Below are 24,596 nucleotides of genomic sequence, written 5' to 3' on the forward strand. Positions count from 1 at the left end.
CTACAGGTGACCGTCAAAAAACTCATCCACCGCTTCACTACGCAGTGGTGACTTCCGTTCTCCTTGTTTCAATTCCCAAAACATCAATTCATCTTCCAGACCATCTTCGAACAGATCGCTCCGCCCTAACTGGTGGCCCAACTCGTGCAACACGACCGTCAGCAGATCAAATCTCTCATCCGATACTTCACCGATAGACCAACCCCAACCGGCAGCGTCATCATCGATAACGATCCGATCGGAGTAGCTCATACCCAAGTACGGACTGGCGCCTAGATCACCAACAATGATCGGTACCTCACGCAAGCGCTGGATCGAATCGGCATCCAATCCTGCACTCGCCCAAATCGTGATCGCTTGCTGCACTACTTCCCCCAGTTGTGCATCGGTCGCCAGCACATAAGAGCTGGCCTGATCAAGCGTGGCGATCGAGAATCCACTGGCAGCGGTGAGCGGGCTGCCGCCCCGCGGCGGTGGTGGAATGGTGGGTGTAGCAGCCGGTAACGCAATTGTGCCGATCGAGCGTACGTAGTTGACGTCACCAGGATTGATCTGATTATTGCCAGTCACATCCCGCCAGTAGTTGGTAGCATCCGGAGTAATTGTGCCGAGACTGCGCAACAAGTTCACATCGCCCGGGTTGGTCTGTCCATTGCGACTAACATCGCCCGGCAAGTAGTTGAACAAGAAATTCAAATCGCCGCCAGCGATATCGTCGCCAGCACTTGCCCAGGTATCGCTGGAGGTTGTGTACTCGCCATCCAGCGCGGCCAGGCCACCGTCGGTAATCATGGCCGCTTCCAAGGAGATCAAGAACCGACCAGTCGTTAGCGGATTGGCCAGGGTCCAGGTCGCTGTGCGCGTGGCACCATCGTATACGTATCCTCCTGGCGCGAGCGCCAAATCAACGTTGCTGCCGCTGAGCACTCGCAGCGCGTTGGGATCAATCAATGCTCCTTCATCGAAGGTGACCGTAATCTGATTAATCGTCTGCCAGGTTAACGTGCTGGATAGAGCCAACTGACTCGGCCCGTCTACCAGGCGAATGCCCCCAGCCACCGAGCCTAAGCCGCTCGATTGCAACATAGCCAGGTAGCTACTGTTCCAGCCGCTGCCTCGCACATAAATGCCAGTGGCACGAATCGGTGCGTTGGTTACCGAGATCGTAAAGGCTTCTTCATAAACTGCGCCTAAGCTGTCGGTCGTTCGCACGCGTACCGTCGGCTGCGGCAGGCTCTCAAAGTCCAGAACCTCGGCCAACCGCAGCTCGTTTCCAACAATGCTAAAGCGATGATTGTCGGCTGATCCAAGTCCATCGACCAGCGTGAAAGACACGGGAGCCGGCGAATCGATATCGACGGCACTCAGTACTCCCACCACCGTACCTACCGGCAGCTTCTCGCGTACCTCACTATTGCTCAGCAGAATATCGTTGGGGGCATCGTTAATCGCAGTCACCGAGATAGTGGAGGTGGCTACATTGTTACTCAGCGAATTGACTTGCAAACTGCTGAGCGCCACGGCGGTACCGGGCAAGGTTTCGTCCGTCCGATCCCAAGCTCGATAGACGATAGCCGAGCCAGACCCGAAGTAATTGGCAGTCGGCTGAAAGCGAATCCGCGTGGTTGCATCAGCAGCCAACAGCAGCACTTGACCGCCGCTCAACATCGGAGCTACTGGCACAAAGTTGATTCCGTCGAGGCTGTATTGCCATTGTCCGTTGCTGTCGTCGACGGAAGCGACCGCCATGCCCAGCCCCGGACCATCGGCATCGACGACGCGTCCTGCGATGATGGTCGATACCAAGGCTCCTGCGTTACTTGCACTCGAAACATCTTCGTTGACATTGGCGAAATTGTAGCTGCCACTGAGCACAGGCGCTACGTTGCTGGTCACTCGGAAAGTGCGTACATAGCTGCCACCGGCTGTGCCATTGGCATCGCCATCAATACGATTGCCAGCCAGATCGATCAAGCCGGAATCGAAGACGGTTAAGCGATAACTGCCTGCCCCCAGTGGGCTGCCTGCAATGCTCAAGCTTAACGTATCGAGCGTCTGAATAAACAGTGGCGTGAGAGCATAGACCACGTCATCGCCATCACCAAACTGGTTGTTACCACCTGCGCCTCGCAATTCATATTGGCTGGCCGTGATGGTTGACAGAGGCAACAGATCTTCGTCGAACGTCAAATTGATTTCGCCTATTGACGCCGCCGATAAACCCGCGTTATGCACGACCAGTGGCGAACTGCCGATAATACGGGGGGCCGTCAGGTCATTGCTATTACCTCGATACTCATATGCACCGATATCACGAGCACCTGGCGACAAGGTCCAACTGACTGAGTTGGCGTTGGTTAGCGCCGTAGCATTGTCATAACCAGGTACCAGTTCAATCATGTAACCATTGCCGTTGGTAATGGCCACCGTCGGTGTCAGACCAGTATTGCCTGGCCCGTAGTCGAAGCGAACTTCGCCGTTGGAAAAGAGTACGATCGCAAACTGCACATCCGAGTTGTCTGCTTCGTTCAATGCGTTCCAGCGGAACTTAACCTGGCCGGCCACACTGGTATCGACAAAGATATCGTCACCTAAGCCATTGGTGCGAATGTTATCCCACATGGCGGCAATGCGCGGTGCGCTCACTAACGCTGCGGGGCTGTTGTTGCCATTGACGTTACCAAAATTGCCGAACTGCAACATGCCTTCGGTCGAAACGCTGACTGACGTGTAAGTCGTGCCGAAGAACGGGAACGTGAATCCACCTATGAACGTGTAGGCAAATTGAACATTGTTGCTGCGCCAGTTCTGTGCGGTGCCCGTAGGGGTGAAGAGGTTGCTGCCGAGAACAGTTGGCGTGAGCGTTGACCGGCCGGCATTGGCAACTCCTGTATCATCGACGGCTTTAAAGCCATCGATGTCGTCATAGCGCGCTGCCCAATTGTCACCACGATCGGTGGCTGGTGAATTCTGCAAGCGGTAAAAGTTGTCATCCGCTCCGCCATTGATGTTCCCGGCGCTGGAATAACCCAGGACATTATCAGCGCCGTCGATATCGACAAACAAGGGATCGGCCGACAGGCTGTTGCCATCGCGACCCGATGCCGTTTGCCAATCAAACAGGTTGCCGCGATCGCCATTCCAGAATCCGATGCGGGCGTTGCTATCGGAACCTTTGTGTAATAAGTTGTAGTTGCTAACAAATCCCGTTTGGCTGGTGTTATCGACGTTGATCGCATAGCCGGACAGAATCCACACGATATTGTTGGCCAGCGTAATATTGCGGGCTGAATTGCGCAGGTGAATAGCATCGCCGACTTGCTGATAGATCGTGTTGTTAGTGACATAAGCAGTCACGGTAGTAGTATTCTCGAGCTGCAGTCCGGTGTTGGTGTTGGCATAAATCACGTTGCTGGCGAGGGTCCCGCCGAAGAACGCAGAACCACGAATACCGATGGAATTCGAGTAGACTCTGTTCTCGTAGACTAAACTCTGACCATTGACGATCAGGCCCACACTGGAATTGTTGTAAATGGCATTGCCCCGAATCAACGTACTACCGCCGCCGGTGTTGTTGATGCCGATGAAGTTGTCGAAGGCCTCGTTATCGAGGACCTTGGCGTTGGTGGGATCACCGACCGGCGCATTAGAACCGACGGTCAATCCGGCGCGGTTGGTGCCCGTATGACCGTAGATCCGGTTGCCTTGTATCGTGATGGGACCGAAGGCTGTCACACCATCGAGGTTGGCGAAGATCTCGTTTCCGACTATTCGCTGCCTGTCCGAATCATTGTTTGTGCCAATTGCGGCTTGAATGCCCAGCGTGTTACCATGCACTTGGTTATTTCTAGCCACAGCCCGCAGTCCGCGCAGCGCTAGTCCGGTTCCGTTATCGAAGATGTCGTTCTCTTCAACCAGGTGATCAACGCCTCCGCCCAAACCACCGACGTTAATACCTAGTTCGAGCGCCACGCCATAGATCTGGTTATCGAGAAAGCTGCCACCTGGCAATCCGAAGACTTCGTTGTTCCGAAACACCAGTCGATCGTTAGTGGCTCCCATATCCAGACCACTGTTGTAGTTGCCGTACAACCGGCTATTGATCACTGTCAGATCGTCGCTGTCGGACGTTTGTGGCGCGTGAATCCCAGACCATGCGCCGGTTATACTGATCGAATCCAGAGTCACTCCGTCGGCATTGTTGAGCACAAAGCCATGCGGAATGAAGCCCAGAGATTGAATCTGTCGATCAAAGACAGCCGACGCATCCGCTGGGCCTTGTATTAGCACGCCGGAGTCATCACTGTTAATCTGAACTTCGCGAATCAGCGGATAGGCACCACTGGCCACATGAATTGTGTCCCCCGCATCGAGATTGAAACTCTCGAGCACAGCACTTAGCGTGCGCATCGGGCGATCCGGAGTTTTGCCACCGTTTAAGTCATTGCCAGTTGGGCTGACGTAAAAGTCAACGCCAGCGTTAACTACTTCAAAGGCGCTTTGCGATTGATCACTGGCCGAGATTCCTTGTTCGGAAATCACCCGAATCAAACTGGTCCGCGTGTTGGTGGGAGCCGCCGGAGTCCAAGCGAACTGCCCGCGACCGAAGACATCAACCGGTACATTCGTAGCGATCGTGGACCAGGCGGCTCCATTATTGCTGGAGTATTGCAGAGTCACCGTCGGTGTCGGGTCAGCGACCGCTTCATCGGCGGTAATCTCGATGGCGCTGATGATACTGCCTAAACTGGTCAGGTTCATCAGGGAGACTTCGAGTGTACCACCGGTAGCTTGGATGCCACTGAACGTCCGAGTTACCGCGCGGTTAACCGAACCAGCGGTAGCCAGAACATCAAAGTTACCCAGCACGGTTGTGCCATCGATACTAACATCGAAGCGACGCGCACCTACGCCTCCCAAATTATCGAACTCGACAAAGTGCAGTCGTATCGTGTAGACACCGTCCGCAATGGGAATCACCAATCGTTGCTGAGCACCAATGCCATCAATGCGGGAGGCTTTGCGATATACCGACTGCGGCGCGGGCTCAGTGACCTGGCTCACGTCAATTGTGGCAGTCGTCGTTGGCTGAAAGACTGTTGTTTGATGTAAGGCACTGGCAGAGCTCCAACGGTCCGCAGAGACATCGCTGGTGGCCAGTTGAGCAACTGGGCGTATAGGTGTCAGGCCCGATGTTTGGAAACGGATCGTCGTCGACGAACCGGCTTCCAGCTTCTCAAAGCCATTAGGCGACAGTACCTGGACTGTTTCTGTGATGCTGGTTGTGGCGAGGCTAGTATTGCCATAAGCCCCCATGTTGACGCGGTTACCATTGGGTAGAGGTTCCCGTGCGTAAAGCGACACAGGATTTCCAGCATCGATAGTCACCGAACCAGCGAGTACCCGGAAATCATCATCCGCCCCGAAGTTGGTCGATGTAAACCCTAGTACGTTGTCAGCGCCATCGATATCCACGAACTGCGGATTGGCTGAGAGACTATTGCGGTCAGCGTTCATCGCGAACATCCAAGTAGTCAAGTCCGCCATGTCGAAGTTGAACTGAGTCCCGATCTTGCCAGCCCCACGCAGTTGGAACAAGTTGTAATCGCTCTGCACCGTGCCGGTTTGGTTTGCAAGCGCGATCGCCGTACCGGTATCTACCGAGATAATGTTATTCTCGATGCGTAGTGAACCCAAACCATTTACCGAAGAGATCGCGTTGCCCGTGACTTGATAAATGGTGTTGCCCAGGATCTGAGCCGACGCACCGTTGTTGACTTGAATGCCCGATTGATTGGCGTAGATGAGGTTATTCGAAAGGGTGGGATTCGTGTTCGCGTTTCCTACGCCAAACTGATCGCGAACGTCGATACCTTGCAGCGACGAGTAGATTCGATTCTCACTAAACGTCGTAGTGCTACCGATCCAGGCACCGGCCAGGTAAGCGTCATAAATGGTATTGCCCTGTGACACACCGGACGCGTGCATGATGCCAACTTCAACGCCATGGATCGTGTTGTTTCGGAAGGTGCCGGTACCGCGGATGCCGGCTGTGTCATTGGAGCCACCAAAGACGCCCATGTTGAAGATGTGATTGTCCTCGACGATTACGAATCCACCGGATGTAACACCGTTGGCTACCGAGTCGCGAATCGTATTGCTGCGGACGATGGTGTGAGGAACTGATTGGGCGTTTACTTCCAAATTGGAACTTTGGTTATCGACAAATTCATTGTTCTCAATCAGGCCACTTGCACCCGCTACGAACACAGCCAGGGTGCTCGACTTCGTAAACAGGTTGTTTTGAAGCACAGCACCGCTGCCGACCAGTCGAAGATGGCTGGTTTGATTGCGAGTTGGTCCGCCATCGAAAGTGGAATCGATCACCGAAGTGAAATTGCCCGATTCGACTCGCAGGCCCATGCTATTGGCAGTGAACAGGCTGTTGCGAATCGTCAGATTGTCGCTGCCCGGCGATGTCAATGCAGCGATACCGGCGGAACCATTGCCGCGAATTGTAAAGTTCTCGAAAGTGATGTTGTCGGCGTTTTCTAAACGGGCAACATAGTTACTGCTAGTGGCCACACCGGCTCGTTCCAGTACAGCCGATCGATCTACGGGGCCCACCAGACGCACTCCCGAATCCGCGTTGCCAATCACCAAATCGCGCGTCAGTGAGTACAAACCTGAATCGACATAAATCGTATCGCCTGGATTGAGGTCATAGTTGCGGAAGACGGCTTCTAGTGACCGCATCGGCTGCGACGGTGATTTACCGGAGTTCGCATCGCTGCCTATTGCCAAGGTAACGCTGTCGCCTAGCAGAGAGCCGTCATTGACGTAATAGTTCGTACCGCCATTGACGATCTCAAATGGCTGATTCGAAACATCCTGGGCTGCTGGTGTGCTGCCACTGGAGATAACTCGCACTAAGTAGTTATTACCTGGCACCATCGAAACTGGTACGGTCCAATCGAATTGGCCACGACCAAAGCGATCGACCGACTGACCTGTTGCCAGGTTCGTCCAAGTCGAACCGTCATTGGACCATTGGAGATCAAACGTTGGGTTGACCACCCCACCGGCATTAACAGCCACCAGTTCCACCCCTGCAATCCGGGCGCCTTGAATCGTGTTGGCAACCAGTTCCAACCTGAGCCCAGTGCCGCCGGTGGCGCTGACGCTCAGCGGAAGCATCGTGGCTTTAAAAGCCACACCGCCTGCAGCCGTGGCCACATCGTAACCAGTTGCCAACGTCACACCGCCCACGACGATGTCCATATTGGCATTGAGGGTTGATAGGGCAGTAAAATGCAATCGCAGTTCATAACTACCATCGGGCACTGGGATCTGGAAAATCGATCGGGCTCCGATGGAGCCGCCCGTCCAAACACCTGACTTGTAAACATCTTGCGGGGCAGGCTGAGGTACACCAGAAACATCGGTCGCTGTAGAGGTACTGTAAGCGAAGCCGGAACTGAGCACCGTATCGGGCAAGAAGTTATCGACTGTCGTTGTGCTGCCAAGGTTGATCAAAGAAACGGGGCGATTGGCGGTTAGGCCCGAGGCCAACCACTGAACATTGGTCGTTGTACCAACCGGCAACTTCTCAAGACCATTTGGATTGAGCATGTAGAGCTGCGGAGTTGCCTGGCTGGCGGCCAACACGGTATTGCCGGTCGAACCAATATTGATTCGGTCTCCATTGGGAAGCGGCTCCCACAAGTAAACGCTGCTAGGATTGCCTTCGTCGATCGTCGGCGATGTGGCTTGAACCACGAAGCTGTCGTCTGCGCCTCGGTCAGTGTTGTCAAAACCGGAGAAGGTGCCCATGGCGTTGCGCGGCACAGTTTGTTTGGCGATGTCAGGCCCTTGCCAACTGAATCTTGTATTGGCAGTGCCCGTTAGTTCGCGCATCTCGTACTTGATTGGATACCAGCCAGCAGCCAGGCCCGTAGCAGTGTAACTGTATTCAACGCTGCTGCTGATCCATTGATCGATTCGCAGCACGTTATCGAGTGTAAACCTTACACCGTCATTATTCAGAGCGTAGAAGGTGTAATCGCCAGTGGTGGGAATATGAATAAAGCCTTCCCAGCGCGCGGTAAAGTTGTCGGCGTTGACTCCCGGCGCGGGCGATCCGGATTGTCCAAATGTGCCAAAGTCGATGGCGGTTTCGATGCGTTGCAGGACCGGTAAGCCACTGAAATCCGTGTTGTTATAGTAACTGACTTGCAACCCGTTACCACGATCGAAGCCGAGCTTGTTATCAGTCCCGTCGATATCGATGAACTGCGCATCGCCAGTGATGCTGTTCGCGTCGAAGCCAAACTGGAAATGCCAATCCGAGACCGACTGCAGGATCTGGCCATTGAAGTTGGCGACGTTGCCGCTGCCCAGGAATGTGTAGTGGTTGTAGTCACTGCTGGTGAAGGTGGCTCCCGAAAGCGCCTGGATCACATTGCCGTCGGTGACTACGAAGATATTGTTTTGTGAAGTCAGCAGACTATTGCCTAAGATTTCGATCGCATGGCCGCTGGTTTGGTAGATCGTATTATTGGCGATCGTAATTGTGCCGCCACCGCCGGCAGTTCCCAACTGAATCCCCAGATCATTGCGATAGATGTTATTGTTCTGGACGAGCGTAGAAGCCGAAGCGGTGAAGACACCGATCTGATTGTCATATATTTCGTTGCCCAGAATGCGACTGCCAGTAGATCCCAGCACGCCGCGCAAGTTGTTATAAATGCGATTGCCTTCGATCAGCCCGGTACCCGCAATTGCATATTGGCCGCCCGAGACGACGTTGTTTCGGACAGTGCCGCCGCTGTTGATCGTCTCGACGGGATTGATTGCCGCAGGATTGATCAAGTTGCTGAACGTGTTTCCTTCGATCAGCGAGTGCAGCCCACTAGCTACAATCCCGCCTCGCAGTGAATCGCGGAATACGTTATCGCGAACGATGGTTGTATCCGCCGCGTTTGAGAAGTTCGCGAATACAGATAACACGCCGTCGTTGATGACTTCGTTATTCTGAAACAGCCCACGAGCGCCAATCAGCGTCTTGCTGCTCGATCCACCACCGCCGCCACCTCCGCGCAGGAACTGACTAAATTCGATCGTGGTGTCGGTACCTGCGATATGGAAATGTTGTCGCGTAAAGTTGCTACCATCAAACGACGAACCTGTGATCAAGGTGCGGTCGTTGGTTACATCCAATGACACACCCATATTCACATCGATAAAGCGCAAATTGCGCAAGACCAGGTCGTCGCTGTCCGAGGTGGCACTGGCCAAGATGCCTACGGACGCACCAGATAGTTCCATGTGCTCTAGCGTGACATTGTCCGCATTTTGCAATTCAAAGATCGGTCGGCCGCTGGCCACGCGGTTTAGGATGGTCTTCCGATCAGGGAAAGCGGCATCGTGATAACCCTCGAGGGTAATGCCCGCGTCGCCCGCGGTGATCAGGATGTCCGTGTTGAGCGTATAACTACCCGCGTCGATGCGAATGCGATCGCCAGGTCCCAGATCGTAGGCAGCCAAAATGGCTTGAATGGAAGCTTTCGGAGCATTGGGGCTGAGGCCGTTATTCAGATCGTCACCAGCTGCCGTCGTTAGATCGCCAGCTTCGACGAGGCTATCGTTGACATAATAAATCGTAACTTGCTCTTCGATCGTGAATGGCGCGTTGCTTTCATCAACCAACCCAGATCCGCTCTGCGTGATACGTATCAGATAGTCATTGGCTGGAGCCAAACTGCCGGGAATCGTCCAGGCATACAAGCCCGTGCCCGCCGCTGCCGCCGCGATGTTCAGCACAGGCACAGGATTGCCCACGCGCAGCAGATCGATCGCATAAGTAATTCCAGGTGCGTTCAGATTGTGACTGGTCCAACGAATGTTAAACGTCTGATTGACCAGCCACAGGTCACCACCATCCGGGTTCTTTACTTCCAAAAAAGCCACCGGACTCTTGGAGGCTTGATCAGTATTGCCGAACGCTCCCAGGTTAACAATGTTTCCATTGGGCGTAGGTTCACTAACAAAGCTGCTGAGAGGATTGCCCGCATCAATCGATGGAGATTGCACCGCATCAATGGCCCAAGTTCCGGTTAAAGTTGTCGGCAACCCGGTTCCGTTACCGCTGGCTACCGGCGCGAACGAACCGCCATGAAAACTTTCGTACAAACTCTTCAAATGGAAATCATCGTCGCGGCCATCTTGCGTGGGACTCGCATAGCCCAAAATGCCATCGGCACCTAATGGACTGACAAACTGCGGATTATGGGCCAGACTATTGAAGTTGCTTTGCGAAGCGGCTTGGAATGCTTCGAGGGAAAAGTATCGCACGCCACCCCACTGGCCATAGCCGGCCGAATTGGTGACATAAAAGGCGTTGTAATCCATCACCGCGCTCACCGTCGGTGGCGCGGTGACTAGCAAGGCTGTATTCCCCAGGACACCATCGGACCACAGGATGTTATTGGTCAAGGTCAGACCAAATAGGGCTTGTACCCGAACGGCTTCAGCGGCTGTTTGATGAATTGTGTTGTTCACAACTGTGGCTGAACCACCATCAATCGAAATTCCACGCAGCGTATTGTCGTAGATGAGGTTGTTACGGACGATACTGGAGGCGACTTGCATCCCCACGGCATTGGAGTAGATCACGTTCTTTTCGACCACAGCGCCGGTACCGAACAGGTTGAGTCCCACGTTGAGGTTGTTGTAGACGCGGTTCTGCGAAAATGTACCAATTCCAGAAATAACGGCCCCAGAGTTGTTCCCGAAGATGACGTTGTGTTCGGCCACTACCGAACCACTCATCGACAATCCAGCTGTGTTGTTACCCACGTGACCATACACAGTGTTGCCCACAATCAGCACATTGCCGCTGGCTAAGATTCCCGAACCACCGTTGTTGAAGATGCGATTGCCTTGCGACAGTGACAGATCGGACTGACCGACAATCGTCAGTGGGTCTCCAGGAGACTTGGTAATCTGAATGCCGTGAGCATTGATGCCGGCATTATTGGAAATCGTATTGCCATAGACTTGCGTAGCACCAGTACCTAACAATGTCAGACCCGTTGCCAGGTTGCCGCTGATATCGCTGTTACGCACCACGTTCACCGCACCCAGCACGCGAATCCCACCTCCGGCATTGCCGCTGGCGGAGATTTCATCCAAGGTCAAAGCACTCGAACCCGCATCGATCAGCAGACCTTCTTGTGTGTTACTGTTCAGATGTACCCGGGCTAGCTCTAGATCGAGACTATTGCCGCTCACCCATATACCCTTTGTGCCTCCCACCAAACTGAGGTCGGTGATCGTCATTAAGTCGGCGTCGATCAATTGTAGGACTGGGGCTACAGTGAGCGAGTTGGCGTGATGCAGCTGCGTCGTACCACCATTGGCTCCTCGCATCAGGAAACCTTCGTCGTTACCAAAGCTCGCCGAATTGCTAACAACTAGCGGATAGAGCAGCGGATAGGTCCCGCGATCGATCGACAGCGATTGACTAGCGCCAACTTCATAGATGCGAAGCACGTTGTTCGGGTATGGCTTGGGCGTCGCAGCCAGCTTGCCTGTGTTACGGTTGCTACCTACCGAGGTCACATACTGATCACCAATTGTCGAAGAGTCATTTACAAAGAAGGTATTCGTGTTTTCAGGTACGGTAAACGTTTCAGTGCTGCGATCGAGCACCGTCGTGTTATCGGCCAGCGAAACTTGAATCCGCAGTCCATACGTGCCGTAGTTGACACCGCTACTGGCGGCAATCCAAGTGAATTGACCGTCATCAGGCGTCAAGGCTGCGATGGTTGTTACCAGAACCGGACCATTGGCCGTATCTTGATACAGATCGATGCGAACGGGCGAATCCGTCGTATTGCCGAATGAATCCCAGCGTATCGGTAGCGGTTTGTCACGTTCCCAGTCTTTGTACAGATCGGGACTGCGGAGAACCAGGTGCGCATTCTGAGCGACGTCTTGATTGGTCAGGCTACCGGCCCCAAGGTCAGGCGATGCGGTACTTGGTTGGATATAGACAAACGCACGATCGAGATAAGAATCGTTGGTCGAGCCCGACTGTCGAATGGCTTGAAACTCGAAGCGTATTTTGCGCACGCCCGAAGGCAGATACTGCTTGCCGCCAATCAATTCCCAGCGATCTGAAGTCCGCGATGATTCGGCGACTAACGCGGTACCGACGGAGACATCGCTGCCGTCGAGCAACGTAATCGTAATGCGTCCGGAATCACGTACCGCTTCGTTGGCCGATCGGACTCGACCACCAAAGATTACCGACAGATCTTGCGTATCCAGTGCTGTAGCTGTGTACCCTGAGGCCAAAAGATCAATCGTCTGTACCAGCGTGGTGGTGGGATTAGCGGCGCTGGCAAAATAGCTGCTGCCATCGTGGGGCGCGGGATTGGTGGCTTGAATGACACCGCTAGGGTTGGCTGTCCAACTGCTCAGGCCGGCTTCGAAGCTTGGATTGCTCAGTAGGTTAACCGTGCTTGTTGGAAGAGCGATATCCACCAGCGGGTTGCCCGCATCTACTGTCGGGCTGGTAAAGCGCCCGCGGGCAACCTGGTCATAGATTCGATAGTCATCAGCCGCTTTGTTGATAAACCGTGGCTCTGACCAGGTTGGATTGACCGCGGTGCGGCCGATCGAGTTTAGGTCAAACTGATAGATGTCTTCTTGCCAATCGAGGATATCATCGAAATCTTTAGTCCAGTAGCCGATCTTGCCGTTGCCACTGGTGTGCAGCACGTTGTAATCGCTGTGGAAGCCTACAGTACTGTCGTTGGCCACGAATATGTTGTAACCATCTTCGGTCCAGAAGATGTTATTCATCAGTTCGACTTGACGCGAACCACCGGTGATACGCACGTGGTCACCGACCGGCGTGTAGAAGGTATTGCCTACAATCCGCACGTCAGTCTGACTAACAATCTGAATGCTGGTCGTGTTGCGGTACAGCGTATTGCCACTGATCGTCTGACCGGCGGGGGCGACAATTCCTGTGACGTTGCGTCCAATGCGATTGCCACTGATGCTTCCGCTGAAGTCCACTCCAACCGAGTTGGATTCAATCACGTTGGCATGTTCGGGATCGACACTAACCAGTTGGCCACTCCCTAACACGCCCATACTATTGTTGGTGATGTGTTGATGCTGCATGCGACCGGTCAGCTGAACGCCGGTGATATTCTCATAGATGCGATTGGGTTGTACACCTGGCTGATAGCCCAATCCGTCTGTCGCGGAGTCGACGGTTGAAATGATGCCTATTTGGTTACCAAAAATGTCATTGTCGCTCAGGCTGGCTGCGAACTCGTAACGTACGCCGACTATAGCGTCGCGGAAGTTATTCTGCCGAATCAATCCGGCAAACGCGGCATCGAGATCCAGGCCAGTGTTCGTCGCGACCACATCGTTGCCTGTGATTTCACCGGACGAGGCCACGCGAATACGCAAGCCTGTCGCACTTCCAACAAACCTATTGTTCAGCAGACTTAGACTCGATGCGCCACCGACCAGCACGCCATTGGGATCACCCACCGAGACGCCGTTGACCGCGCCAGTGATCGTGTTGCTGCGCACGACAGTGCTCGCCGCATTGCCGACGATCAGCAAAGCATTGCTGGCATCGGTAAGCTGATTATGGGAAAGCTGGGCACCGCTGCCGCCATTGAGGACAACGCCACGCGCGATAGAACTCTCTCGCAGCGAAAAGTTATTCGATGCCGTGGTCGTTACACTGCCAATGATATTCAATCGTTGCAACTTGACGTCGTTCGCAGCGATGGCAAAGTTACCAGTGATAACCGAACCCGGCGCACCGACGATAGTCACGCCCGCATCCGCCGCCGTGATACTCACGCTGCCAGTCAGTTGTCCATTGACCACTATCACATCGCCCGCGCCGAGAGCATTACTGTCGAGGATCTGTTGAATAGAATTGCCGGTCGGTGATGCATGATAGACAGAACCGGTGACCAAGAAATTATTGCGGCGGACCATCAGCGATGGCTCGCCCTGACTGAGATCGATCCAGGCGATGGCAGCGCGACCACTGGCGTCGACCGAAGCCGACGACGAATCGATCATACGGCCTGTCAAGGAAACTCCGATATTCGAAGCATCGCCGGGGATCTCTTCGACCATCGTCGATCCATTCCATCGCATCGCATAGAGCTGATCGCGGGCTCCTTGCCATATCAACTGTAACACGGTCGAGTTAGACACCAGCTTTGGCATCGCGGATCGATTGACGGTTTCAATTTGACTAACCACCTCGGGTGCACCGGCAGATGACGCATAACGGGTAGTGACAACGGACGAGCTTTCGTCGACATAGGCACTCCAGGCGACGAACAGATCATTGCCCAGGTACGCAAGTGAGGGGCTCGTATTGCTGGTGGGCACGCCGCCTATCACATTGTTCGTGACTCCGCTGACGCCATTACCAGTTGCAGAGCCAGCGATCTCGTTCCAACTCGCACCGGTGGTTTCGCGAAGGTATACCTGGCGAACGCCGGTGTCGACGTCTAGTTGAGTCCAAGCCACTGCCACGCGACCAGCGCGTGTGCTAACCGCGATGTCTTGGATGTCTGACCCAACGCCTGCGGAGGAGACACCTCCGGCAGTATCGCTGCCTACTGCGAAGCTCTGCCAACTACCACCGCTGAATACACGAGCATAGACCTGCGCCACACCAGCGACTACGTTTCGCCAGACAACTACCAAACCGAAGCTGGTTTCGATCAGTTGTGGATGTTCGGCGGTCCCAGTGTTCGAGATTCCCGAAGCACCGAGCGAGGTGCCGAGCGCGATCCACCCACCGAGACCACCGTTGGCAGAAGCGTCGTACTGGGCGACCTGAATATCGCTGCCGGTCGATGAATGTTCGGTCCAAGCGACGGTCGGACGACCGGTGGCGGTGACGATCAAGCTGGGATCGGTCGAGTGCTTGGCGGAACTGAGCACGCCTGCGCCGCTTGGATTGGATAGCTCGTTCCAGTTCGTGCCGTTATGTTCGGCCACATAAACTCGCGAGACACCGCTGGCAGCTTCGGACCAGGCGACGACCACACCGCTGGTTGTACTTGCGATCGAAGGCGCGGACATGATGCCGCTGCGATTTAACCCAGTGCCAGTCGCCGATCCCCCTAGCTCACTCCAGCGTCCAAGATCGGGGCTGCCAGTGGGATAAGAATTGCGAGGTGCCAGGTAGGCCGGTCCGGCCGGTTGCACAGGCGGATTGGCCGTCGGCGGCGCAGCGGTGAACGTTGTGGGATTCGCGCCGTCACCTGTGCCATAGTCAATGAAGTCTAGCGATGCCGCCGGCAACGGTATGCCAGCAATCGAAATATCGTCGTCGATGAGATCGTCATCACCTTCACCGTACAACAGATCGCGGCCGCTGGCGCCATATAGTTGATCGCGGCCTGAACCAGGTTCGTTGTTGCCAGTACCAAAATCGCCATACAAATAGTTCACGGAAACATCGAGCGTCGAATTAGTAAGACTGTAAGCATACAACACATCATGATCACCACCGCCAATGATCAAATCGCTGCCTGCGTCACCGCTGATCACATCATCGCCCGCCCCACCGTCGAGAATATCATCATCGTCGCCGCCCGAGATTTGGTCATTGCCACCGCGACCTGAGATACGATCTCGACCTGCGTCCCCGAAGAGTAAGTCCGCACCGTCGTCGGAACCGGTCAACGTATCGTCGCCAGCGCCACCGCGCAGCGTGTCACCCGTACCGCCGCCGGCGAGCAGTTCATCATTGCCGAGTCCACCTAACAACTCGTCAGTCCCGGCGCCGCCGTCAAGCACATCATCGCCCTCGCCGCCGTCGAGCAGATCATTGCCCGCCTGGCCCCGCAGCCGATCGTTGCCGATGCCACCCAGCAACTGATCATTGCCGGTGTTGGAGCCAATCAGTACGTCATCACCCGCTTCGCCATGGGCCACATCACTTAGTCCACTGCCAACATACACGGTGTCGTTATCAGCTCCGGCCAAGACGAAATCACTACCTTCGCCGGCATCGATCACATCATCGCCTGAACCGCCCACGATCATGTCTGCACCACCTAGTGACCAGACGGTGTCGTTACCTGGCCCAGCGTCGATGAAGTCACCGAAACGCGTGGAGTCGGCAAAGTCCGGATCAAATTCACTGCCATCAGTCGAACCGATCAGCGTATCATCGCCTTCGCCACCGAACAGCTCATCACCCACACCTGAACCGGCATTGAGGTAGTCATCGCCATCACCACCACGCAGGATGTCTCGACCATCGCCGGCATAGATTTGGTCATTGCCAGGGCCGGTGGTGATATCGTCATCACCTTTGGCAGTTTTTACCACGAAGCCCAGCATGACAGAGGCCGCAATTAGAATCGTATCCGCGCCGTCTCCAGTTTCAATTTCTGCGTATTGACCAGCAACTGGCCCGCTAATGGTCACGATCGAGCCCTGTGCATCGCGATCGCGGTAGTCGCCGACAACGCGCAGATTTTCTGCGCTCAGCGTGCTAGAGATCGTGACGTTGTCCGCACTCAAGAGCAAAATGTTTCCATGCAGTGCCGCGATCAAACCGCCACTCAAACCGATGATGTCCTCTCCACCGGCCGATGTTTCCGTGGTAGCCAGTCGCACATCCCCAGCCACGACTGACTGGGCGTGTTGCACATTCAATCGCCCACTCTTCTCGGTGAGGTAGACATTGCCAGCCGCGGCGGCGGATAACAGGCCCGCAGAGCTGTCGGCTGTATTGATCTCCAAGTCATCGGTAGCAGTACCGATAGATGACTGACTGGATACTAGCGTGATCGTGATCGCTTCTATGTCTGCAGCGGCGTCCCCGTCGACGTCAGTAATCGAACCGATGGTCGATACGAGTACATGTCCCGCTGTAGCTTGAATCAAACCGATCGCGATATCGTCGGCTCCAGTTACCGTGATATTACCACCCGTTGAAACCATCGATCGCGCGACAAGATCCGTGGCGGCGTGCAACCACTGATGTTGCGAACTGGACGTTGTTAGCTCCCCAGCGCGAAGGTCGACCGTAATCGGGGCTGTACTGCTACCAATCGTGGCAGCTTGCAAGTAGACGTGGCCCGGCACCGCGCCGGCAGGCGTGTAGATGTTAACAAACGTGCCCGGTATTGATGGATAAGCATCCAGGATAGCCACTGGGGCTCGCAAGTCGACATCGCCCATCGATGTAACATATCCGAGCTGCATCGAGCCCTCTTGAACTACGATATCCACATTGCTCGCCGCATCCACCCAGACTACGAACAAATCGTTGATCGGCTGGGAAGCACCATTGATGATGGCGTCAGCCGAGATCTGCTGAACATTGATCTGTGCACCGCTATTTGCACGCAGTGAACCAGTAGGAGCGATTTGAGTCTTGAATGGCCCGACATTGTTGAACAGCGAAACTCCAGCGCCGGATATGAAGTGCACATCACCCCCGGCCACCAGTGCCGCCACGTTGATGCCATTGTCTTGGATGTCATCTGCTGCTCGCAGAATCACATCCTCACCAGCCACCACCAGGTTAACTCGCAGGGTGTCGGGGGCTTCGATATTCACATGTTGGTGAGCCTGGGCCATGAGGCTCGTGGTCGCCGCTATATTCACATCTTCGGTGGAGCGGATGACCATGGCATCGATCACCCCTTTGTTGGTGACCAGCAGTCCATTGCTCAAATCGACGGCTGGTCCATCCGTAGCTGCCGCACCTTCGACTTTGCGCCAACGCGCCACATCGCGATAGTTTTCGGCGGTCAGATTCAATTGACCTGATGCACCAATGTACTCATACATCCCGATCTGATCTCGATCGTGATTGACTTGCACGCGCTGATTTAGCGATACCACGCGCAGCACGGCCACACTACTGTCTGCCCCAGTGGCGAAATGCGGATTCAACTTAAGCCAGCGGAGTGGATTGCTGAAGTCTTCCAGCGCCAGGTTGACGTTAGCCTGGCCCGTGCCCAAGAATCGGTACACTCCATAGTGCACTCCCAATACATCTTCAGCCTTGGCCGATGATAGGAGCGCGGCTTGAGAGGCTGACAGCGCCGCGTAATTGCGTGGGTTGCTGATCAGGATCGACTCGCCAATCAAACCGATGCTCGAGCCTGGGGACTGAGCGCTGAGCCTGACGTCGCCACCTTTGATATTCAGTCTTTCGGCGAGCGTTACTGGGACGTTGGGTATGGCCTGTCCTGGATTGAGGAATTTCATCAAGCCTGATGAGAGCGGTTGAGTGAACGACTGGGCCGAAAAGAGTCCGCTGGCGACTCCTTGGTCGATGAAACGCTGCTGGACAAAATTAACCGGTTGGGGTTGGCGCGCTAGAAAGTTCTCGCGATCTCCATCTAGGATCGAGCCGGACAGAGTAGTCAGATTGACATCTTCTGTCAGCGATTCAATCGAAGCTGAAGAGGTAAAACTCTGGGCCCGCAGCAGTGGCAAATCGCCCGCCGTTTGGACGATGTAAATGTTGTCATTGGCGAGGGCGGCCAGGCCACCTGTGCCCAAGAAATTGGCTTCAATGCGCAGGGGCGAAACCGAGGTACCGATGGCCCCACGCACAACTTCCAATTCAACGCGATCGCCCTTCACTTTGGAAGTCGAAGATTCGTTCGTCAAACCATCGGGCGCGTGAATGAACACATCTCCACCCGTCGACGAGACCAATGCAACTTCAAAGCGGCTGGAGATATTGTCGGTAGACACCGCAGTGACATCGATATCGCCGCCGGCAAAGATATTGAGCGCTCCGATGTCACCTTCGATCTGCAAGTCGACATCACCGGCGGCGATCACGACTGGGTTGGTACCGAAGATGACAGCGGAATCCTCAGCCACAATGGACCCGCCAGTCGACGTCAACGCCATGGTTGCCGTCTCGGGCGTAAACACGTTGGTCAGGAAGCGAATGCCCCCGTGCGAGCTGATATTAACGCTAGGCGTAGCGGCACTATTGCCGAATACAATTCCGATTGGATAGTCAGCTTTCAGCGTATGTGTGTACAGATCTTTTTGGCCTTCGACCACCGTGCGGATAGTCTCGTAGATGTCGTCATCGATCTCCACAGGCGATGTTGTGGAAGATCGCCGATTTCTGAACGAGCTATCGAACTGCGTGATGTTGTCGAGCACAAAAGTCTGGGCATCGATATCGTCGCGCAGAGTCCAAAGTGCTGTGTCTGCATAATTGGCCTCGGTCAAATCGATCAACTCGCCCGGTGTGCCGATGTACTCATAGACTTGCGAATCATCCGGTACATCGACGATCGGCGGAAACTGCTGCAAGCTGACGAACAGCGGCGGGTTGCGTACCAGGGCACCGGCGGGCAGGGCAGTGCGTGGATCTCCGAAACGCAAGTAAGCGATGGAGTAAGCCGATCCGACTGCATAGTCGGGAATGCCATCGATATCAAAGCCGTTAGCATCGACACCATTGGCGCCAGTAAGCAAACGCAATTCAGACTCGAGTATGGGGCGCGGATTGAGAAAACTCTCTTCACTTGTGGAGGTCGTTTCATCGAAATCAATGAATGGCAAAAAGCTGGTGTACCAGCTATCGTCGCGAACGTAGCGCGTGACCGTCTGACGATTCAAACGTTGACCTTCCGTCCACACATATTGCAAGCCAGTGGGAACTGCATATTCCAGCGAAGCACCAAAGGCGTGCAGATCCGTTGACTGCAAGGTGTATTGGATCGATGAAACCTGGCCATCATCGGTACCGTCGTTGTCGTTTCCACCAGCGACCAGTTGACCTGTAAAGCGTCGCTCCTGGATCTGGTTCGTCGCGGGCAAGAATTTGTATTCGGCCTTGGTTAGCAAACCGGAGTCGATAACTGTGATGATGCCTTCGCGGAAGTCGGTAATGTCGACTTCGTTCATAACCAACATATACGGACTATCGTTGTCGATGTTGATGCTCGGATAGCCACTAGCCACTTTCAAGCGGCCGTTGCCGGTGCTGAGCAATTGGCCAGCGATCGTAATCTTTCCGCCTTCAGGTTTAATATCGTCGATAACAAACGTTTTATTGGCTGCATCCCAGTATCCATCCACCGGTACACCTGCCACACCGTACGAAATGCCTTCGATCAGGTTGACGCCGTCTTCGTCGATGAAGTTGGTGGTATATTCGGGCGGCTCAAAGTCAGAGGATATGCCCAGTTCAATGGTCTCAGCACCGCTTTGAATGAGCCCGTTCACGTTCAGGAAGCGAGCTGTGATGGTGATGGAGCCTTGGGCAAGGATGCGGGACGTGTCCGCTGCGATCGCTTCGGCCAGTGAAACACCTTCGGAGTCTTCGAAGCTTCCATCAGCTTCCACCAAGCGATTCGTTCCGGCTGGAAGATTGACCCAAGGAATCAGATCTCGTAGTAACTCTGCGGCATCGAACAACTCGCCACGGAAGGTGTCGTATTTTAGATATTGCCGCGGATCGCGATTGGTGTGGAACCAGGTTTCCGAGTTGAGGTTGAAGTCTTTGCCTGCCAATATCTCGACGCTCTGCGCCCGGATCTCGGCGTTGACAAAGATACTGCCTTCGACATTGTCGATACGAACATTGCCATCTTCATTAACGATGTCGGCTTCGATGTAGAGGTCTTGATCGATTTCGGCTGGGGTGATCGGCAGGCCAGCCAAATCGAACTGGCTGTAGGCCCCCGCGGAGTTTTGCGTGATGTTGATGACCTTGGCCGAGTTATCGTCGACGTTGGTTAGCGGGACTTGGTTGATGTAGACATTTCCCGGATCCAACGAGAGATACTGACCGTCTTCGTCAGTGGTAACTCGGCGGTTGTCTTTCACCACTGCACCGTTGACGATCATGGTGAAGGGGGATTCGTTGGTCAGATTGATCGCCGCGCCGGCGCGAGCTTCGATGACACCGGTGTTGACTAGATTTTGGAAGAGCAATGCATACGTTTGATCAGGCATCAGCGGCGGTGGCGTACCTTCGATGAAGATCGAGCCTGGCGACGCGATCATACTGGGTACTTCGATAAACAGCAGATCCAGCTCCTGTTTGAAGGTGATCAGCTCGGTATCGTCCGGACCAGCAACAGTTCCGGTCAAACCAAACTCTTCCAACAGAGCATTGACTTCGTCCAGTTGCACCTGGTAACGCGCGATGGCTTCCGCATCATCGGCATGGTCAGCCATCCAACCCAAGATGGTTTCACGGCGTGCGAACAGCAGGTTGCCCATGTTGCGGTACGAGAGTTTTACCGGGTCCATCTCGACAGGCTGGGCCACCGCAAATTTGCCTGCGATTTGGCCAGCGAATACCTGCGAGATATTGCTGTCGTAGAGAGCAAGCACATTTTGCGTGGGAGCGACGGTACCTAGATCTTCCCAGCGAGCGGTGTTGGCAAAGTTCTCGTTGTGTAGTGCAATACGCCTCGGTCCCTCAGCCGTGTTGACTTTGAAGCGATAGTAGTGACCGGCTGTGCCACCCTGCATGGCCCCAGTCACTGCCTTGGCAACGAAGCCTTGGTAGAAATCGAGCGTTATCGTTTCCACATCCAGCGGAGCAAAGTGATAGTTGGCACTGGCTGGAGCGTCGATCGCGTCCAACTGCTCCGGACTGAGTGGTTGGCCTATGACGATGGGTTGGCCAGCCAGTGTGACAGCCCCTCCGTTTAAGATCATCGGTATGATTTGCACCACGGAGCTACTCGCAGCACCAGCCAGCAGTTTAGCCGTGTTGGCAATCAATACCGAATTCGTGCTATTGTCGACTCGGCTCAAGTCGGCATCGGCCGCAAACGGAATCAGCGACAACGACAGAAGATCACCCGCGGCGGTGGCCCGACCTTCGGGCAAGGTGATGCCTTGACGAGCAATCATATCAATGTCAGCAAAAGCGGTTAACTTCGAATTGCCAGCCACATTGATAGTGTTGGATTCAAAGACTTGCGAAATCGCATTGGGGTCAGGGAAACTTGGGAACAGCGATGCCAGAAAGGCTTCAGCCACCGAGACGCTATTGATGACGTTGGAAACGCGGTTTAGATCGCGGCCAGCCATGATCAGAATGCTGTTGGCTTCCAGTTGGGCATCGTTCAGTTCGATCTCTTGTTCGTTGATATTGGTGGCGTTCGAAGTTGAGCCCATAGCGGCTGAGATGCCCGAGACCATTTCCACGTCGGATGTGTTGGCCGAATAGGCATTGCCTTTGGTCCCCATTTCAATAGAGCCATATTCATTCTCGAGCACCGCCCCATCGACTTCGATACGCGAGCGCGTGTCCGATCGCACCAGGCTGTTGGCCACTACCGCACCGTTGGCGCCTGAGACCTGCAGCACGCTGGTGCGATCGATCGCTTCCACATCAGTTAACGTGCTGATGCCAAGAATGCCTGGTTTCTTATACGTGCCCGTGGCCCGCAGCGTCGCGCCAGGTTGAATGATGACCGACGAAGTCAATGGTTGAGTGGCGGTGCCGATGTTGGTATCGCTGGTCTGACCGGCTGCACCACCCACAATCGAGAGCGAGACGGTGGCCAGGTTCACGCCATCGCCTGTGCCGTAGCGATCTTTCTGGACGGTGTTGCGCGAATCGAGCGTGATAGAGTGCGCGTTGACCGTCGCGCCTGGGCTAACAAAGATGCGCGCTTTACTGGTAAGTTCATTGTCGATGAATGCACCGGTACCGGCGATAATGCCCGCGCTGACGGCATCCAGACTCGAATCGATGTCGGCTTTACGAATAATGTCGACATATAAAGTATCGACATTGATCAGCGCATTGCGACCGATGGTAGCTCGCGAGGATTGATCGCTGTGCAATTCAGCAGTCGCACCAGCCACAGCCAGGGCACCGCCACTGGCCGCGACGCTGACGACATCCAGTGTATCAACCGTGTTGGCTCTAATGCGCAAGTTATCGGCTACCAGCACCGTGCCGGCTTGTCCTTCGTCACCCAGGATACCGACTTCCACCTCGTCGATGCCATCGCCACGACCGAGTTCGAGGTCGGCGAACATGCCGCCGAAACCCACGATTCCCGCGGCAAACCCAACGCCCTTAGCAGTGCCTTCGACCTTCTGATTGGACTCTAGGACGACATTGCCGGAGACCAGAATATTGCCGCCGTACCCGATCGTCGCTCGCGACTCTGGGGCCAGGTTCAGTTCGGAGAAGTTGATCGAAACGGCAGCCGCGCCAACGTTGATTCCCAGCGCTTGAGACGTAGCGGTAATGTCAGGATTCGACTTGACGTTGATCGCGCCTACACCACCATTGTTTCCAAAACCAATCGTCGCGTTGTTGCCGATGAAGGCTGCGGTTTCAACAATGCCGGTGTTATCGTTGTCCACGTTGACGACCACAAAGGATGCGCCGCCAGCCAACAGGCCAACACCTGCTTGGCCTGAGAAGCCATAGAAGTTGCGCGTGTCACTAGCAGTGATGTTGAGGCTCTGTGCATCGGTGACCGACGCGCCGTTATCCAGGTAAGCGCTCACTACGGAACTATCATCGAATACTACAACTGCAGCGCCTAGCGAAACGAAGCCACCTGTGCCTGCGAACGCCACTGTATAACCAACAGTGTCCAGGTTGGAAGTTATTGACACATCACCACCAGCGGTGAGTGTGCCGCCTGCTTTGGCTGTTGCATTCGTGGCCAGTGAATTCACTGCCACTGCGGCCCCTAGTGCACCTATGCCTCCAGCCACAGTACCCACAGCCGAGTTGAAGTCGACGGTTTCTTGCGAGTTGACCACAATGTCAAAGCCAGCCACCACGGTGGCCCCAGTGGCAATCATCGCGGTCGTACCCGGTTCGACATTGGGATTACCTAAGTTGAGCAGAGCGAGGATCGACGTCTGAGTTGGTTCAGTGGGATTCTGCGTTGGGCGGTGGCGGTTGAATCGCGCGCGGGCTGAACTGGAGATACTTCCAATGCGATTTGATCCACCAGTTTGGTAGTTGTTCAACAGGCCCGACGTTTCGCTGCCCATCTCATCGACCTCTTCGGCCGAGTCCTCATCGGCGCGATCGCTGCCAACGGCCTGTGCGTCTGCGCTATTGCCGTCGCGATCGGTATAGCTGCGCTCGATCTGTGTACCGACCGACCAGACCGATACCGATGCAGCCAAGGCGATCAGGCCACCTGCTCCGCTAAACGCATAGCCATCGATGTCTTTAAACGCCAACGAATTGACGATCACATCGTTCTTGGCGCGCACCGTGGCGTTACTTTCAATGATCGCTAACGTATCGTTCTTGAGCGTACCAATGTCGATGGCACCAGCTAGCGAACCCAGACCAAACCCTAGGGCACCGGCAAACGAGAAGCCCAAGTATTCATTCCCGGCGTTGACGTAAACACTCTGCAGCGAGTTGGCCGCGTCGGCATTGGTTGCCTGGTTGATGGTCGCACCGCCACGAATAGCAGCCGTGGTATCCGAGTCGAGAATGGAGATACCCACGGCACCAGCCACACCAATGAAACCGCCACCGCCAGCCAAGGCGAGGTGCGTAAAGTCTTGTCGTGAGCGGG

At 54.9% G+C, this 24,596-nt stretch carries 1 protein-coding gene (only partly in view); it reads right to left on the minus strand.

All coding sequences use genetic code 11. From position 1 onward, the window contains the following. On the minus strand, window positions 1–24,596 hold the 3' portion of the coding sequence (locus SH573x_RS15970; protein ID WP_479356636.1) for a right-handed parallel beta-helix repeat-containing protein. It continues 6,874 nt past the right edge of the window; 24,596 of the gene's 31,470 nt are visible here — the last part of the coding sequence; its start codon lies beyond the right edge, outside the window; its stop codon occupies window positions 1–3.

The organism is Rania fehmarnensis (genome assembly GCF_056494185.1).